10 protein-coding genes, 3 tRNA genes and 1 pseudogene are annotated in these 17,441 nt (G+C 74.3%); 5 read left to right on the plus strand and 9 right to left on the minus strand.

The window, feature by feature from the left end:
- Window positions 1-24: 24 nt before the first annotated feature.
- Window positions 25-1,665, minus strand: a complete 1,641-nt coding sequence (locus K7396_RS17160; protein WP_086715305.1) for a sensor histidine kinase — start codon at window positions 1,663-1,665, stop codon at window positions 25-27.
- 106 nt (window positions 1,666-1,771) lie between these two features.
- Entirely contained in the window at window positions 1,772-2,473 is a 702-nt protein-coding gene (locus tag K7396_RS17165; protein ID WP_152104660.1) for a response regulator transcription factor, read from the minus strand.
- A gap of 661 nt (window positions 2,474-3,134) precedes the next feature.
- Between K7396_RS17165 and K7396_RS17170 the strand changes: the two genes are divergently transcribed.
- The gene (locus tag K7396_RS17170; protein ID WP_086721944.1) at window positions 3,135-3,701 is read left to right on the plus strand and encodes an NADPH-dependent FMN reductase; all 567 of its coding nucleotides are present in this window, start codon (window positions 3,135-3,137) and stop codon (window positions 3,699-3,701) included.
- A 21-nt stretch (window positions 3,702-3,722) separates the two neighbouring features.
- On the opposite strand, the gene K7396_RS17175 is transcribed toward K7396_RS17170, so the two are convergent.
- From K7396_RS17175 to K7396_RS17185, 3 genes and pseudogenes are all read right to left on the minus strand, one after another.
- Window positions 3,723-4,598, minus strand: coding sequence for an amidohydrolase family protein (locus K7396_RS17175; RefSeq protein WP_086721945.1), 876 nt, complete (start codon window positions 4,596-4,598; stop codon window positions 3,723-3,725).
- A 396-nt stretch (window positions 4,599-4,994) separates the two neighbouring features.
- Window positions 4,995-5,666 (minus strand): annotated as a pseudogene (locus K7396_RS17180) (DUF2797 domain-containing protein); the annotation flags it as partial.
- 173 nt (window positions 5,667-5,839) lie between these two features.
- Window positions 5,840-6,964 carry a GlxA family transcriptional regulator gene (locus K7396_RS17185; protein ID WP_152104618.1) on the minus strand — a complete coding sequence of 375 codons (1,125 nt, stop codon included), beginning with the start codon at window positions 6,962-6,964 and terminating at the stop codon, window positions 5,840-5,842.
- A 44-nt stretch (window positions 6,965-7,008) separates the two neighbouring features.
- Here K7396_RS17185 and K7396_RS17190 point away from each other — a divergent pair, with 44 nt between their 5' ends.
- The gene (locus K7396_RS17190; RefSeq protein WP_152104617.1) at window positions 7,009-7,794 is read left to right on the plus strand and encodes an NAD(P)H-dependent oxidoreductase; all 786 of its coding nucleotides are present in this window, start codon (window positions 7,009-7,011) and stop codon (window positions 7,792-7,794) included.
- A gap of 81 nt (window positions 7,795-7,875) precedes the next feature.
- Here K7396_RS17190 and K7396_RS17195 read toward each other — a convergent pair.
- From K7396_RS17195 to K7396_RS17210, 3 genes are all read right to left on the minus strand, one after another.
- Window positions 7,876-7,949 (minus strand) — tRNA-Met (locus K7396_RS17195).
- A gap of 362 nt (window positions 7,950-8,311) precedes the next feature.
- A tRNA-Arg gene (locus K7396_RS17200) sits at window positions 8,312-8,384 on the minus strand.
- 589 nt (window positions 8,385-8,973) lie between these two features.
- Window positions 8,974-9,064 (minus strand) — tRNA-Ser (locus K7396_RS17210).
- Window positions 9,065-9,306: 242 nt separating this feature from the next.
- On the opposite strand from K7396_RS17210, the gene K7396_RS35965 reads away from it, so the two are divergent.
- Together K7396_RS35965 and K7396_RS17220 are read left to right on the plus strand one after the other, a co-directional pair.
- Window positions 9,307-10,266: an SSI family serine proteinase inhibitor gene (locus K7396_RS35965; protein WP_373866922.1), complete on the plus strand. Its 960-nt coding sequence runs from the start codon at window positions 9,307-9,309 to the stop codon at window positions 10,264-10,266.
- 192 nt (window positions 10,267-10,458) lie between these two features.
- Window positions 10,459-14,766 carry a response regulator gene (locus K7396_RS17220; protein ID WP_152104616.1) on the plus strand — a complete coding sequence of 1,436 codons (4,308 nt, stop codon included), beginning with the start codon at window positions 10,459-10,461 and terminating at the stop codon, window positions 14,764-14,766.
- A gap of 164 nt (window positions 14,767-14,930) precedes the next feature.
- On the opposite strand, the gene K7396_RS17225 is transcribed toward K7396_RS17220, so the two are convergent.
- The gene (locus tag K7396_RS17225; RefSeq protein WP_086718606.1) at window positions 14,931-16,583 is read right to left on the minus strand and encodes a long-chain fatty acid--CoA ligase; all 1,653 of its coding nucleotides are present in this window, start codon (window positions 16,581-16,583) and stop codon (window positions 14,931-14,933) included.
- A gap of 493 nt (window positions 16,584-17,076) precedes the next feature.
- Between K7396_RS17225 and K7396_RS17230 the strand changes: the two genes are divergently transcribed.
- A complete protein-coding gene (locus tag K7396_RS17230; RefSeq protein WP_223660044.1) occupies window positions 17,077-17,349 on the plus strand; it encodes a hypothetical protein in 273 nt (90 codons plus the stop codon).
- The last annotated feature ends 92 nt before the right edge of the window (window positions 17,350-17,441 follow it).

The following is a 17,441-nucleotide window of genomic DNA, read 5'->3' on the forward strand; positions in this document are numbered from 1 at the left end:
CGACGACACTCGCCAACCGCCCTGTCACGTCGGTGTGCTGAGCCTGTGTCCTGGCTGTGAGGCGGCGGGGGCCTGCGGGGCGGACGGGCCGTGCGGGGCGGCCGGAGCCTTCTCCACTGGCGTCGTCGGGGCGGCGGCCTCCGTCGGCAGCGTCACGGTGAAGACCGTCCGTCCCGGCACGCTGGCGACCCCGACCGTGCCCGCGTGCGCGGCCACCACCGCCTGCACGATGGCGAGGCCGAGCCCCGTGCTCCCGGCGGCCCGCGAACGCGAGGCGTCGCCCCGCGCGAACCGCTCGAAGACATGCGGGAGGAGCTCCGCCGGGATGCCGGGCCCGTCGTCCTCCACCTCCAGCCGCACGACGTCACGGCGACCGGCGACCGACTCGGCGGTCCGTCCGGCGGCCCGTCCACCGGTGCGCCCCTCGCTACGCCCGGCGGCCCGTTCCTCCGCCCGCCCGGCGGCCCGCACCCTGGCGGTGACCGTGGTCCCCTCCGGCGTATGCGTACGGGCGTTGGCCAGCAGATTCACCAGGACCTGGTGCAGCCGCCCGCCGTCGCCGTGCACCAGCGCGGGCTCCTCGGGCAGCTCCAGCCGCCACCGGTGGCCCGGCCCCGCCACCCGCGCGTCGCTCACCGCGTCCACCACCAACGGCGACAGGTCCGTGCTCTCGTACGAGAGCGGCCGCCCCGCGTCGAGCCGGGCCAGCAGCAACAGGTCCTCCACCAGCCCCGTCATCCGCTCCGCCTCGGACTCGATCCGCCCCAGGGCGTGCCGGGTCTCCGGGCCGGGCTGCTCCCGCCCGCGCCGGGTCAGCTCGGCGTAGCCCCGGATCGACGCGAGCGGCGTACGCAGCTCATGGCTGGCGTCGGCGACGAACCGCCGCACCCGCGTCTCGCTCTCCTGTCGCGCCGAGAGCGCCGAGCCGACATGCCCCAGCATCCGGTTCAGCGCCGCGCCGACCTGCCCCACCTCCGTACGGCCGTCCGACTCGGACGCCGGCACCCGGACGCGCAGCGCCACCTCGCCCTGGTGCAGCGAAAGTTCGGAGACCCGGGTGGCGGTGGCGGCGACCCGGCGCAACGGCCGCAGGGCGATGCCGACCATGGTGGAGCCCGCGATGCCGGCCGCGATCAGCCCGGCGACCGTCACACACTCCTCGATGACCACGAGCCGGCCGACGGTGTCCTGCACCTTGCCCAGCGGCAGGCCGAGCACCAGCGAGCCGTCGTCGGCGACCCGCATCCGGTAGTCGCCGAGGCCGGGCAGTTCGACGGTGTGCGGCCTGCCGTCCCGCGTCACCGTGTTCAGCGCCGCGACCTGCGCCCGCGACAGCGGCGCCAGCCGGTCCTCGGGCAGCCGGTTGGTCGACTTGTTCAGCCGGGCGCCGTCCTTGGCGACCCCGTCGGGCCCGAACCTGGCCCCCACCGACTCCAGGGGCTGGCCCCCCATCGCCACGAATTCCAGGCCCTGGGAGCGCCGGGGGTCGTACGGCCACGGAGCCTGGGCGTGGCGCACGGCCTCGGTCAGCTGCCGGTCCAACTGCCCCTGCAGGTAGGAGTGCAGCGCGATCGTCGTGACCGTGCCGATGACGGCCCCGACGACGGCGATCAGCGCCACCGCCGACACGACCAGCCGGGTCCGGAGCGACCAGCGGCGGCGGATGCGGGTGGACCTCGGTGCGGCGGCGGGCGGGGCCTCCGGGCCGGCTTCTCCGGAGACCGGAGCTCCGCGTCCGGCCCGGCCGGCGGTCGGGGTGCGGAACACCGGCCTACCCGCCCGGCTTGATGAGGTAGCCCGCGCCGCGCCGGGTATGGATCATCGGCGCCCGCCCCGCGTCGATCTTCCGCCGCAGGTACGAGATGTACAGCTCCACGACGTTGGCCTGGCCGCCGAAGTCGTAGCTCCAGACCCGGTCGAGGATCTGCGTCTTGCTCAGCACCCGCCGCGGATTGCGCATCAGATAGCGCAGCAGCTCGAACTCGGTGGCGGTCAGACGGATCTCCTGTCCGTCCCGCCACACCTCGTGGCTGTCCTCGTCGAGCACCAGATCGCCCACCGTCAGCCGCGACTCGCTCCGCGCGGCGGCCGCCCCGGCCCGGCGCAGCAGCCCCCGCAGCCTGGCCACCACCTCTTCCAGGCTGAACGGCTTGGTGACGTAGTCGTCGCCGCCCGCCGTGAGCCCCGCGATCCGGTCCTCGACCGCGTCCTTGGCGGTCAGGAACAGCACCGGTACGTCCGGCAGTTCGCGCCGCAGCCGCCCGAGCACCGTCAGCCCGTCCATGTCCGGCAGCATCACGTCGAGCAGCACCGCGTCCGGCCGCCAACTACGGGCGCAGCGCAGCGCTCCCGCGCCGTCGCCTTCCGAGCGGATGTCCCACCCCTCGTAGCGCAGGGCGAGCGACAGCAGGTCGGCGAGCGAGGACTCGTCGTCCACGACCAGCACCCGCACCGGACTGCCGTCGGGCCGCAGCAGCTCCGGCTGTTTCCCGGGCGCGCCCCGGGAGGACGAGGCCGAAGCCGGCAGACGAAGCGACGCTGAGGACGACGAAGTCACGGTCATGCCGGTGAGCCTGACCCGCTCCCGTGAAAGCGTCCTTGCGCCTTTCTGTGAATCTCCTGAGAATTCCCCGTGCGGTGGGAGCTCTCCGTTCTTCGGCGCCGGCGGCCGGGGGGCTCTTCCCCCCTCCCCCCGGGTGGCTTCCCCCACCCCACCCGCCTCTCCCACCCCACCGCTCACCGGCCTCCGTTGGCCCCCGCCCAACGGCCCGCCGGCCCGACGAGCTGCCTGCCCGCCGCCCCCCTGCCGAACCGCTCCCGAGCCCCACCCGGCCCTGGCCGCCCGGCTTTTGACCGACCTGGGCCGCCCCCCGCGCGGTCCAGGTCGATCACTACTCCTTAAGCATCGCACCCACCACTGACAATCGCCCTGACCAGCACTTTCACCCCGCTACGAGTCCCCATGAGACCCCACGAGCCCTCCGCAACCGCCCGCCGAGCCCGTGCCCCTCCACCCGGCCCCGCCCCGCACCCCACCTCGTTCGGCCGGCACCTCGCCTCGTACGGCCCGCACCCCGCGCCTCAAATCCCACCTCCGCAGAGCACCCACCACCCCCCGCAGCTACCGTCACCCCATGAGACTCCTCGCCCTCTCCGGCAGCCTGCGTGCACGCTCCTCCAACGGCGCGGTCCTGCGCTCCGCACTGGCCTTCTGGGACGGCCCGACCGCCACCGCGGACATCGGCGCGCTCCCGCACTTCAACCCCGACCTGGACGGCGAGGACGCCACACCCCCCGCCCCGGTCGCCGCCCTGCGCACCGCGGTGGCCACGGCCGACGCCCTGCTCGTCGTCAGCCCCGAGTACGCGCACGGCGTCCCCGGCGTCCTCAAGAACGCCCTCGACTGGCTGGTCAGCAGCGGCGAATGCGTCGGCAGGCCGGTCGCGGTGGTCACCGCCTCGCCGTTCCCCACCGGCGGCGCGTACGCCAACGCCCAGCTCCGCGAGACCCTGGGCATGTTGTCCGGCGAGATCATCGCGGACGCCTGCCGCGAGATCCCCGCCGTCGGCCCGAAGATCGACCCCGCGACGGAACGCGTGACGGACGAGGCCGCCCTCGCCGATCTGCGCACGGCCCTCTCCCACCTGGCCACGGCCGCAGCCGCCACCCCGGCCGCACCCGTCACATCCGAACGGCCCTGACCCCGCCGGACCGGCCCCCGCTCACACCCCGAACAGCCGCGCCGCGTTCCCGTAGCAGACGCCCCGCAGCCACTCCTCGCCCAACTCCAGCCGGGCCAGCGCCTCCAGCGCGTGCGCGTACCCGTAGGGGATGTTGGGGAAGTCGCTGCCGAACAGCACCCGGTCGCCGAGGTCCAGCAGGCGGGGGAGTTCCGCGCGCGGGAACGGCGCGATCCGCTCGGAGAAGTCCGTGAAGGACGTCGTGGTGTCGAGGTGCACCGCCGGGTAGCGCTCCGCAAGGTCCAGGAAGTCGGTGCACTCCGGCGTCCCCATGTGCGCGATGATCAGCCGCAGCCGGGGATGGCGGGCCATCAGCCGCCCGATCGGCTCGGGCCCGGTGTGCTTGCCCGGCACCGGCCCCGACCCGCAGTGGGTGACCACCGGCACCCCGGCCTCGGCGAGGAGACCCCATACGGGATCGAGCACCGGATCCGCCGGATCGTACCCGCCCACCTGCACATGCGCCTTGAAGACCCGCGCCCCGCCCGCCAGTTCGGCACGCACATACGCCTCGGCGCCGTCCTCCGGAAAGAACGTCGCGGTCCGCAGACAGTCGGGCGTGCGGGACGCGAAGTCGGCCGCCCAGCCGTTCAGCCACTGCGCCATCCCCGGCTTGTGCGGATAGACCATCGACGTGAACGCCCGCACCCCGAAACCGCGCAGCCTCGCCAGCCGCTCGTCCTCCTCGAACCGGTACGCGATCGGCCAGGCCCGCCCCACCAGCGGCCCGGCCGCGTCGAAGTACGCCCAGACCTTCGCCAGCACCCGCTCGGGCATGAAATGCGTATGCACATCGATCAGCCCCGGCAGCCCCAACCCCCGCCAGAACTCCTCGACCCGCCCGTCACCCTCCACCACGCCGGGACCTCCACGACCACGACCGTGCCCGCCACCGAGCACAACACCGGCACCCACGATTACCTGCACCCGGCATCTAAACGCCCCTCCCGCCCCGGAACAACCCCCACCAACCCCGGAACATCTCCCCCGGGGCACCCCAACCTCAGCCCCAAGCCGCGCCCAACCCCAGCCGCGCCCGCTCCAACCGAGCAGCCACCTCCCACCCCTCAGAACAACCCCTCCTGCTCCCCCGCCCCCTCGCCGACTCCCTGCCCTCCCCTTCCGCTCCCCCGCCCCGCTCACCACACCCCGCACCGGCACCGTCGTCATCGGCCCCACGGCCGCCCCCAGCACCCACCCCGACAACAACCGCGCGTCCATCACGGCAACCGCCTCACCGCCCCCGTCGCCACCACCACCCGCCAACCGCAGATACACATCGGACCCCACCCCGGTCAGCACCTCCCCCACGATCTCCGCCCCGGAGGTCATCCCGCCCAGCTCCGCCACCTCCCCCGGAATCCGGTCGAGCCCGAACAGCTCCGTATGGTCCGCACCCGCGAACTCCACCGGTTGCAGCGTCTCCGGCCAGCCCGGCAACTCCTGTGCTGCCCCGTGCAGTTGAGCCAGTTCGGCGAACCGGTCCGCCACCGGGGGCAGCGCACCACGAGCCGCCCGCTTCGCCGCCTTGGCGAACCGGTCGGGGACCGCCAGCGCGCTCCCCAAGAGCGCCTCCGCCCGCCGCGCCGCCATCAGGGGCCCGCGCCCCAGCCACGCGTACGCCACCGCCCCCTGCTCCACCAGCCGGGCCGGTCCCCGCTCGACGGCCGTGATCCCCACCTTGAGCAGGCCGGGGCCGAAGTACGCGAGGTAGACGCCGTACGGGCGCGGATCGTCGGCCATGGTGTCCGCGGCCACCGAACGCGACCGGTCCAGCCGGGCGCACCGCGCGCACTGGTCCTTGGCACCCGCCCCGTCGAGCACCGCACCGTACGGGCACACGATCCAGCGACCGGCCCGCCGCACCCCCAGACAGCGCCGCTCCCCCTGCGCGGCGAACGCCAGCACCTTGCCGGCGGGCAGCATGCTCACCCGCTCCTCGCCCCGCTCGGCGCAGTACCAGCCGAGCCGCTGTCCGAACCGCCCCTCGGGCCCGGACCCCGGCCCGCCCCCTGACCAGCGCGGTCCCGTACATCGCCACACACCGCCAGCGTACGAGCCCCCACTGACAACGCCCCCGGCCCGCGCCCACGGCCCCCTCAAGCCGGCAACCCGCCCCCACTCCCGGGCCCATTCCCACTCCCGCTCCCGGGCCCCCGGAACGTGCTCCGATAGGCCCGCGGCGACACCCCCAGCGCCGCCTGCAGATGCATCCGCAGCGAGGCCGCCGTCCCGAAGCCCGCCTCGTCGGCGATCCGGTCCACCGTCAGCTCCGTCTCCTCCAGCAACTGCCGCGCGCGCTCGATCCGTTGCCGCGTCAGCCACTGCAACGGCGAGACCCCGACCTCCTCCCGGAACCGCCGGGTGAAGGTCCGTACGCTCATCGCCTCCCGCGCCGCCAGGTCCCGCAGGGTCAACGGCCGGTCCAGGTGCTCCAGCACCCAGGCCCGCGCCACCCCCGTGGAGGACAGCTGCGGCTCCGGCACCGGCCGCCGGATGTACTGCGCCTGCCCGCCCTCCCGGTGCGGCGGCACGACCGTCCGCCGCGCCACGTCGTTGGCCACCGCCGCGCCGTGATCGCAGCGGACCATGTGCAGACACAGATCGATCCCGGAGGCCACCCCCGCCGCGGTCAGCACCTCCCCCTCGTCCGTGTACAGCACGTCCGGATCCAGCTCGACCGCCGGGAACAACTGCCGGAAGGCGTCCACCGACCGCCAGTGCGTGGTCGCCCGCCGCCCGTCCAGCAGCCCGGCCGCGGCCAGCACGAACGCCCCCGTGCAGATCGACGCGATCCGGGTCCCGGGCCGGATCCGCCCCAGCGCCGCGGTCATCTCCGGGTCCAGCCGCCCGGCGCACCACCCCTCGCCCCGCCCGTAGTCCGTCCCGGACGCCGGTACGACCACGGTTCCGGCCTCCGCCAGCGCCTCCGGCCCGTGCGCGACATTCACCGTGAAGTCCGCGTCCGTACGCACCTCGCCCGGCGCCAGCGCACAGGTCACCAGCTCGTACAGCCGCTCCCCCGCCGCCGACCGGGCCTCGCCGAAGATCCGGTGCACGATTCCCACCTCGATCGGCAGCATCCCGTCCCGCACCAGCACCGCCACCCGGTGCGGCGGCACACCCCCCGGAACGGCCGGCACATGCCCGCCACCGCCGCCCTCGTCACCACGGCCGCCGCTCTCCCGCACACCCATGGCCCGATCTTTGCACATCATGGCCATCGGGCCACTCGATGCGGCCCGCCGCCCCCGGAACAGTGGAGGACATGAAGGTCCTCTGGCTGTTCGCCCACCCCGACCAGCGCTCCCTGAGCGGCGCCCTCAAAACCGAGGGCCTGCGCACCCTCGACGCCCAGGGCCACCAGCACCGCGTCTCCGACCTGTACGCCATGAAGTGGAACCCGGTGGTCGACGCCGCCGACTACGGCCACGACCCGGCCGACCGCCTCCTCGTCGGCGCGGCCTCGGAACGCGCCTACGCACGCGGCCGCTTGAGCCCCGACATCGACGCCGAGCAGCAGAAACTCACCTGGGCGGACACGCTGATCGTCCAGTTCCCCCTCTGGTGGTACGGCATGCCGGCCATCCTCAAGGGCTGGTTCGACCGCGTCTTCGTCAAGGGCTTCGCCTTCGGCCTCACCGACCCCGCCACCGGCCGCCCCCGGCGCTACGGCGACGGCAGACTCACCGGCAAGCGCGCCATGGTCATCACCACCGCCGGCGCCCGCGCCGCCACCCTCGGCCCCCGCGGCGTCAACGGCGACCTCAACGACCTCCTCTTCCCCCTCCAGCACGGCACCCTCTGGTACACGGGGATCTCCGTCGTCCCGCCCCTCCTGATCCCCGGCGCGGACCGCACCACCCCCACGGCCTACGCCACCGCCGCCACCCGCCTGCGCGAGCGCCTGAACACCCTCCCCACCACCGCCCCGCTCCCCTTCCGCCACCAGAACAACGGCGACTACGACGACAACCTGCTCCTCCACCCCCACCTGCCCCACACCGGCCCGGCCGCCCACTACACAGCCCCACCCCCACCGACCCCCGGCTGACCCCAGCGCCTCGCCCACGCACACAGACGCAAAAAAGCCGTAGGCCCAGTGGAACGAATTCCACTGGGCCTACGGCATCAGTAGCGGGGACAGGATTTGAACCTGCGACCTCTGGGTTATGAGCCCAGCGAGCTACCGAGCTGCTCCACCCCGCGTCGGTGAACAGAACACTACGCCACTCCCCCACCAATGCCTAATCGCTTCCCCTCCCCACCACCACACCCCTGCCGCACCCCCGCGCCGCACACCCTCAACTCATCAGCACACCAGCCCAACTCACCTCCGGCCACCCTCGGCGGGCACCCAAGGAGGCACAACGCGTCCGCCGGCACTCGCAGATCGCGATAACGATGGAGGTCTACGCCGAGGCGAGCGAGGAAGAGGCCGACTCACCCTTGGACAAGCCCTCCGAAGCGATGGGCGGCACGGGCTCACCCGGCCCGGTTGCCGCACTTCGCTGCTGTACGGCACGACAAAGCCCCCGTCCGGATGACCCGGCGGGGGCTTTGATCTGCTGTGCGCTCGGCAGGATTCGAACCTGCAACCTTCTGATCCGTAGTCAGATGCTCTATCCGTTAAGCTACGAGCGCTTGGCTTTCCGGCGGTTTTTCTTGCCGGTCGGCGTTGCGGGAACAACATTACATGACCTGCGCCGTCACGCGAAATCCATTGCCCGTAACCCCTCTGACCTGCGGAAACGACCTCCTGGGGGCGTTCGGGGGCCGCTGGAGCCAGGGGGAGTCCTCGATCTTCCGGACGAAGTTCGGGCAGAGGCAGTCCTCTTCGGAATGGTTCGGAGTGGTTCGGTGCGGTTCGGGGTGTCGGCCTTCGCGTTGCCAAGGAACCCGACGGGGTGAGGACGGTGGGCCGGGCCGGCCGGAAGGGTCGGAGGGTGCGGCGCTCGGAGGCGGGGCGCAGGCTCGGGGGTCAGGGCCGCGAGCTCCGGAGCAGTGCGCGAGTGGGTGGCGGTGATCGCCTCGCGGGTCGGGGTGGGGAGGGTGCCGTGAACGCCGATGGCTTCCCGTTCGACGCTTGCTGTGGCGGGGGCCACTTTCGGGGCGGGGGGGGTGGACCCAGCAGAGGGGGAGAGAGGCGGGGAGCAATGGGGTGCGGTTGCTCAGGGGGGCGGGAAAGCGTTCAGGCCCCGGTCGGGAGGACCGGGGCCTGAACGAAGAAGAGCGGAGGCGGAGGGATTTGAACCCTCGATGGGGGGTAAGCCCCAAACCGCATTAGCAGTGCGGCGCCATAGACCGGACTAGGCGACGCCTCCACACACCCCACGCGTGCGGGCACGCTGTGGTGTGTCCAGATGATGGCACAGCCCCCAGGGCTGTCACCAATCGCCCCCTACGGTACTAGGCGCGCGGGCCACCCGGCAAAGACGTTCCTGCAGCGCAACGTCGGGGGCAAAGGCGCGTTAGAAGTGTCGGGGCCGTGGCGGCTGGCGTCGTCGTGCGCCCCCGGCGTGTACGTACCGCGTACCGCCCCGCACTCGCCTCCCTGGAGCCCGTGATGCCGCATCGCCGGACGTCAGCCCCCCTCGCCTCGGCCGCCAGCCCCGCCACCACGACCACGGCCCGCCAGGCCGCCGCCACGAGCGTGAGCCGCCGGGTCGCCGGCGCCGCCGCCACGGTCATGACCCGTTTGGCCGCCACCACGGCGGCCGCGGGCCGCGTCTCCGTCACCGCCGCCGTGTCCGTCGTCTCCGTCACCGCGGCGCTGGTCCTGGCGGCGCCCGCCGCGTCGGCCGCCCCGATCCCGCTGCCGCACCACTGGGCCGGGGACGGGATCCCCGACCCGGGGCGCCAGGACCTCGCCGGACAGCACGCGCTCGCCGGACACCCTGGGCGCGACGGACGCGACGTCCCCGGCGGGCGCCACTCCCTCCACCGGCACCACGCCCCCGCCGGCCACGCCGCCGTAAGCCACCACGCTCTCGCCGGACACCACGCGCTCGCCGAGCACGGCAGACCCTCCGGTCACCGCACCCCGGCCAGTCACCACGCCCCCGCCGGCCACCACAAGCCGGCCAAGCACCACACTCCCGGCCACCACCACACCCCCACCACCCACCACGCGCCGCACGCCCACCACTCGCACCACGCCCACGCCCACCGCGCCCCCGGCCACCGTCGTGCTCCCGTCGACCACCTCACCGTCACCGTTCACGGCTCCGGTTCGGCGGCCACCAATGGCACCTTCGAGCTGTACTGCCATCCGGGTGGGGGCAATCACCGGGACGTCAAGGGGGCCTGCGCGAAGCTGGACGGGATGACGAAGTGGGGGAAGGACCCGTTCGCGCCCGTTCCGCAGGGGGCGAACTGCACGATGATGTACGGCGGCCCGGCGACCGCGCATGTCACCGGGACCTGGGCGGGGCGACCCGTCAACGCGGATTTCCGGCGCACCAATGGGTGTGAGATCAGCCGCTGGGGCCGCTTCGAACCCCTGCTCCCGCCGACCGGTTCCTGACCCGGTTCGTGCCGTAGTAGCGCGCCAGGTCAGGACGAGGGGCACATGTCGGGCGTGCGGTGAGTCGCACAAGCCCGTGGCACTACCTCCTCGTCATCCGCCTCCGCGCCCGGGGCAAGTGCCCGTAGACTCCATTCCAGCGATCCGCCACGGTGGGTCGGCAAGGTGCGGTAACAGGGAGGAAGCGTCGTCGTGAGCAGCAGGCCATCCCGAGGCGCTGCTCGCCTCGCAGCCATACTCGACGCCCTCCCCGACGCGCTGTTGCTCGTCAACTGCAACGGCACGGTCGTCAACGCCAACACCATCGCGCTGGAGACCTTCGAGGCGCCGGGCACGGCCCTGGTGGGGCGCGGGCTGCTCGATCTGCTGCCGTCCTTCGACTCCAAGCGGATCCCGGGGTCCATGCGGCGCCGGGACGAGGAGGAGGAGCGCACCCGCACCAAGCCGACGCGGATGGTCGCGCGGCGCACGGACGGGACCGAGCTGCTGGTCGAGGTGACCAGCGCCAACCTGGAGGACGGGCGCACCCCGTACGAGTCCGCCTTCGAGGCCGCGTACGCCGACCACCGCAACGGCTACACGGGCAACGAGCTGCTGATGCTCGTCGTCCGCGACCTGACCGGGACGCTGGACACCGAGACCGAGCTGGCCCGCCAGCAGCGGCAGACCGAGATGATCCTGCGGGCCGCGGCCGAGGGCGTGGTCGGGGTGGACGCCGAGGGCAAGGTCGTCCTGGTCAATCCGTCCGCGGCGCAGATCCTGGGATTCCGGGCGAGCGAGCTGGGCGGCAAGGAGCTGCATCCGCTGATCCACCACTCGCGGGCGGACGGTTCGGCGCTGCCGTGGGACGACACTCCGCTGGCCGACACCCTCAAGTCCGGGCGCAAGCACCGGGTGCGGGGTCAGGCGCTGTGGTCGAAGGACGGCCGGGCGGTGCCGGTCGATCTGACGACGGCGCCGGTGCGGGACGGCGATCAGCTCGTCGGGGCGGTGATGACCTTCACCGACCGCCGTGCGTTCGACGCGCTGGCGGCCCGGCACACCCAGTTGCTGGCGGTGCTGGACCAGGCGCTGCGCGGGCCGCTGGAGGAGCTGAAGGGCGAGCTGGGCACGCTCGCCTCGGACCCGGCCGGCCAGCTCTGGCCGGAGGCGAACCAGATCCTGCACCACCTCGCGGCCGGCCACGCCCGGATGACGACGCTGGTGGACAACGTCCTGAGCTATCAGCGGCTGGACTCCGGCAAGGAGAAGCTCAACCGCACGAAGGTCTCGCTGGACGGCGTGGTCGCGGCGGGCGTGGAGGGCGCGATCGAGCTGATCGGGCCGGGCCGGGCGCAGTTCGCGGTGCACGCGCCGCCGATAGAGGCGACGGTCGACGCGGAGCGGATCGCCCAGGCGCTGTCCCATCTGATCGCGGATGTCGCGGGGGTGGACTCGACGGGCCGGATGCCGGCCGGTGAGGCCGCCGTGAGCGGGCGTTCGGGGCCGATTCCGGGCGATTCGACGATCGTGGTGGCGGCGGCCAAGCGCGGGGATGTCGTACGGATCGAGGTGCGCGGCCCGTTCGGCGGCGGCGACCCGGTCCATGAGCCGATCGTCCGCGGGATCGTGCGGCAGCACGGCGGTCTGATGCAGACGCACGAGGTGCCCGGCGGCGGGCCCGGCGCGGGCGGCAGCTCGTATGTGCTGGAGCTGCCGGTGGCGGCGGACGGTACGTCGGTGGACGGCGCGACGAGCGGGCCGGAGCGGACGGACGGGCCGGCCGGCAACGAGACGACGGTGATGCCGGTTCCGGCCGCCCACGCCCGGGGCACCCAGGGCGACGCGGCGGACCCGGAGAGCGGCGAGCAGGGACCGGACGGCGACGGCCAGGAGGGCGGCGACGGCCGTCCCGGTGGTGACGGCGGGTCCGGTGGGACCGGTGGGTCCGGTGAGCCGCTCGTGGGCGGTGGCGGCGGTGCGGCGGTGCCGGACCGGGCGGGCGGCGCGCAGCCGACCGGCCGGCGCCGGGCGCGGCCCTCCGGCGTGGAGCAGGGCGCCCTTCCGGGCGGTCCGGGCGCGGGCATGGGGCCGGAGCCCGGCGTTCCGCACGGTGCCACGGTCGACGGCCCGCAGGGCGAGACGGGCCCCGGGGCGGCCGGGGGCGGCCGCGGGCCGCATCCGGCGCACGGCGGCGCCGGGCAGGGGACGCAGGGCGGCGCGCCGGCCACGGACGGCCGGGGGCTGCCGCCGGGCATGGCGGGTGCCGAGTCGGTGCCGCCGAGCGGGCGGCGCCGGGCCCGGCAGGGTGCCCCGGAGGGCGGCGGGCTGCCCGCGCTCCCCTCCGGAACGGACCGGACTTCCGGGCAGCAGCAGGGCCACGGGCCCGCGGCGGGCGCACCCGGCGGCCCGGCGGCCGCCGCGCAGGGGCCCGCGGCGACGCCCAACGGGCAGGCACCGGGCGCGCGGTCCGGCCCGGCCCCGGTTCCCGCGCGTCCGCAGATTCCCGGGCAGGCCACGGCGTCGGGGCAGACCCCGGTCCCGGGGCAGCCGCAGATCCCCGGTCAGGCGCCGGGCGGGCCGCAGGGCCTCGGTCCGGTGCAGCCGGGCGGGCGGCGGGCGCGGCGGGCGCTGGCCGAGGCGCCCGAGCGGACCGCGCAGGGTGACCGTGCCCCGGCGGGCGCCGCCTCCGGGGCGCAGCAGCAGGCCGGTGCGCGTACCGCCTTCGCGCTGCCGCCCGCCGCGGCGGACCGGACCCCGCAGTCGTCGCCCGAGGCCGCCGACCAGGTGCCCGCGCAGGACACCGGTCCGCAGGAGGGCGTCGGCACGGGACGCCGTCGCGCACGGCGGCCGGTGGCGGGCGGCCCGGAGCAGCCGGTGCCCGGCGGGCAGCCGGGACACGAGCTGGAAGCGGCCGGCGGCCCCGCCGCGGCGCACGGCGAGTGGGACGGCGAGCCGACCGGACGGCGACGGGCCAGACGGGCGGCAGCCGAGGAGCGCGCGGCGGCCGCCATGGCCGACGCCGAGTCGTCCGGCACGTTCGTCGCGGGCCCGGAGGGGCTGGTGGCGCAGCCCACCGAACCGGCGGAGGCCACGGGCACGGCCACCGGCACGGCGGCCGGCATCGCCCCGGGCCCGGACGCCGGTGCACCTCACGCATCCGGCGCGCCCCAGGCACCCGGCGCGCCCCAGCCGCCGCACGCCCCCGCCGCGCCCCAGGACCCCAACGCCCCCGCCCCCACCGGCCGTCGGCGCGGCCGCCCCAGCCCGGCCGAGGAGGCCGGGGGCCGGCCGCCGGTACCCCCGCAGGGCGGGCCGGGACCCCACCGTCAGCCGCTGCCGCCCGCCGCCGAGGACGACGCGCACGCCGCGGGACACTCCCACGGGCGGGCGTTCAGCGTGCGCACGCTCGGGCAGGGCGTGCCGTTCGCCCAGCAGATCGCGGACCAGCAGCGTCCGCCGGTACCGCCCGGCAGCACCCCGCCGGGCGGGACGTCCGCCGGTTCGGGCCGCCGCCGGAAGCTGGCCGCGCCGCCTCAGGAGGGCGAGCGGTCCGCGGCCGAGTCGCGTCCGCACCCCGGTGCCCAGCCGCAGCAGCAGGCCGGGCCGCCGGCCCCGCACCAGGCCCCGGCCCCGCCGCCGTCCGCGCCCCAGCCGCATCTGATGGACTCCGGCGAGGGCCGGGCTTTCGCCATCTCCGCGCCGGACGAGGGCAGCGAGGGCCCCGAGCCGCTGGACGGCCCGAACGGCGCCATAGAGGTGATGGACCGTCAGCCGATGCCGATGGACGACGAGCTGCCGCCGGAGCCGCTGGACAACCCGCGCCGGCTGCTGGTGTGGCCGGCGCCGGACGTCGCCACCCAGCAGGCGCTGAGCGACCGCGGCTACCGCCCGGTGATCGTCAACTCCCGTGAAGAGGTGGACGCCCAGATCGCCGCCTACCCCGCGGCGCTCTTCGTCGACCCGCTGACCGGGCCGATCACCCGTACCGCGCTGCAGTCGCTGCGCCAGGCGGCGGGGGCGGCCGAGGTCCCGGTGCTGGTGACCGCCGGTCTGGGGCAGGCCACCCGGGAGGCCGCCTACGGTGCCGACCCGGCCGTCCTCCTCAAGGCGCTGGCACCGCGCGACAGCGAGGTCCATCCGCCGCGGGTGCTGCTGATCGAGGAGAACGACGCGATCGCGGGCGCCCTCTCCGCGTCGCTGGAGCGCCGCGGGATGCAGGTCGCACGGGCCGGCGGCGACACCGACGCGGTCAACCTCGCGACGCAGATGCGCCCGAACCTCGTCGTGATGGACCTGATGCAGGTGCGCCGCCGCCGGGCCGGGATCGTCGACTGGCTGCGCGCCAACGGCCTGCTCGACCACACGCCGCTGGTCGTCTACACCTCCGCCGACATGGACCCGGCGCAGCTGCCGCGGCTGGCCGCCGGCGAGACGGTGCTCTTCCTCGCGGAGCGCTCCACCAGCGCCGAGGTGCAGACCCGGATCGTCGACCTGCTCGCCAAGATCGGCACGAACTGACGGCGGTGGGCGGCGGCCCGCAGGGGCCCGGGGGCCCGAGGACGCCCGCCCCGGCGGCCGGCCGGGACTGACCGGCCGACCGGATCCGGCGAGGGCCGACAGCAGGCCCGCCGCCCGGGGGAACGCCGGGCCGGGCGCCCGTGCCGCGGACGCCCGGCCACCGCTCAGGCCAGCAGCGTGACGTCCAACTCGCCCTCCGCGTACTGCCGGCGCAGCACCTTCTTGTCGAACTTGCCCACGCTCGTCTTGGGCACCGCCGGGATCACCGCCCACCGCTCCGGCAGCTGCCAGCGGGCGACCCGCTCGCCGAGGAACGCCTTCAGCTCCTCGTAGCCGATGGTCGCGCCCTTGATGAGCACCACCGTCGCCAGCGGCCGCTCGCCCCACTTGTCGTCCGGTACGGCGACCACCGCGGCCTCCGCGACGTGCGGGTGGGCCATCAGGTGGTTCTCCAGCTCGACCGAGGAGATCCATTCGCCGCCGGACTTGATGACGTCCTTGGCGCGGTCGGTCAGCGTCAGGTAGCCGTTCGGGGTGATGGTGCCGACGTCGCCGGTGCGCAGCCAGCCGTCGGGGCTGAACTTGTCCTCGGGGCGCAGCGGTTCGCCCTGGGCGCCGCCGTAGTAGGAGCCGGCGATCCACGGGCCGCGGACCTCCAGCTCGCCCGCCGCCGTGCCGTCGTGGGGGAGCCGTTCGCCGCCGGGGCCGATCAGCCGGGCCTCGACGGAGGCGGCGAAGCGGCCCTGGGTGGCGCGGTAGGCCCACTCGTCGTCGCCGCTGACCCCGGCGGGCGGGTGGGAGACGCTGCCCAGCGGGGAGGTCTCGGTCATGCCCCAGGCGTGCACGACGCGGATGCCGTGCCGCTCCTCGAAGCCGCGCATCAGGGCGGGCGGGCAGGCGGAGCCGCCGATGACGACGGTCCGCAGACAGGCGACATCCCGTTCCGTGGCGTCGAGTTCGGCGAGCAGGCCCTGCCAGATGGTCGGCACGGCGGCGCCGATGGTGGGCCGTACGGTCTCGATCATCTCGGCGAGCGGCGCGGGCTGCAGGAAGCGGTCCGGCATCAGCAGCGAGGCGCCGGCCATGAAGGCGGCGTGCGGCAGGCCCCAGGCGTTGACGTGGAACATCGGCACGACCGGCAGCGTGATGTCGCGCGGGGTGAGCGCGAACGCCTCGGCGGTGTTGACCTGCATCGAGTGCAGATACAGCGAACGGTGGCTGTAGAGCACGCCCTTGGGGTCGCCGGTGGTCCCCGAGGTGTAGCAGAGGGCCGCGGCCTCCCGCTCGTCGATCTCCGGCCAGTCGTAGGTCTCCGGCCGCCCGGCGAGCAGCTCCTCGTACTCGTGCACCCGCGCCCGGACGCCCGCGAGCAGGGAGCGGTCACCGGGGCCGACGACCACGACGTGCGCGAGGTGCGGCAGTTGCGGCAGCAGCGGGGCGAGCAGCGGCAGCAGGGTGCCGTTGACGAGCACCACGCGGTCCTCGGCGTGGTTGATGATCCACACCAGTTGCTCGGCGGGCAGCCGCAGGTTGAGGGTGTGCAGCACGGCCCCCGCGGAGGGGATCGCGAGGTAGGTCTCCAGGTGCTCGGCGTTGTTCCACATCAGCGTGCCCACGACACTTCCCTCGGTCACTCCGAGGTCGTCGCGCAGGGCGTGGGCGAGCTGGGCGGCGCGGTTGCCGATCTCGGCGAAGGTGCGGCGGTGGGGCTCGGGCTCGCCGGTCCAGGTCGTCACGGTCGACTGTCCGTGGACCGTCCGTCCGTGCTCCAGAATCCGGCTGATCAGCAGGGGTACGTCTTGCATGGTGCTGTACACAGAGCCTCCCGAGGGTGCCGTCGCCGCATCGCGACCGGTGGAGACGATTCTGCGCACATACCGGGCGGTATGTCACTACCCGACGGTAGCGCCGCCGCCGACGGCGGTAGCACGGCCGCGGGACCGGCCTCCGGCCTCAGGCCGCACTTCGGCCGGATTCCGCTTCCGGGCGCCGCGATCCCCCCGGCCCCGCCGGGTCCCGACGCCCTCGTTCCCGGCTTCACGACCACGTCAGAGGGCTCACGGACCCCCGCGACACCCCTTATGCCGTCGAATCGAACTACAGAGAAGTTTTTCCGAAAATGGCTCGCACCGGTGATCGATCCTTTGCACCGTCAGACACCTACCGAACGGGGGGATCTCCATGATTCGTCGTGCCTCACTGGCCGCCGCCGCGTGTGCGGCCATCGGCTTCTCGCTTCTCACGGTTCCGGCTCACGCGGCCGGAACCCAGGCGGTGGCGTCGGGGTCGGACCATGTCAAGTGCACCAGCATGAGCAACGGTCAGCTCTGCATCGTCATGAACAGCCGGCCCCAGTCCATCGACATCATCTACACCAAGAAGTCCGGCTCGGACATCAAGGCCCAGCTCGGTTACCGCATGAACGGTTCCTCGTCGTACGCCGGGCTGGAGACCATCAGCAAGGGCGACCGGGCCACCCAGACCTGGAACATGAGCTGGCCCTGCAAGAGCGCCGTCGGCCTGATCAAGGTCCAGGGGCAGGGGACCTTCGAGACCCCGTCGGCGACGTTCCCGGGCTGCTGACGGGGTAGCACAGGACAGCCACAGGAAGGGGCCCGCCGGAAGCGGGCCCCTTTCGGCTGTCCGCACGCGTTCGCCTGTCCGCACGCAGGGGC

Source organism: Streptomyces angustmyceticus, from assembly GCF_019933235.1.
In the GTDB taxonomy this organism is placed as follows: domain Bacteria; phylum Actinomycetota; class Actinomycetes; order Streptomycetales; family Streptomycetaceae; genus Streptomyces; species Streptomyces angustmyceticus.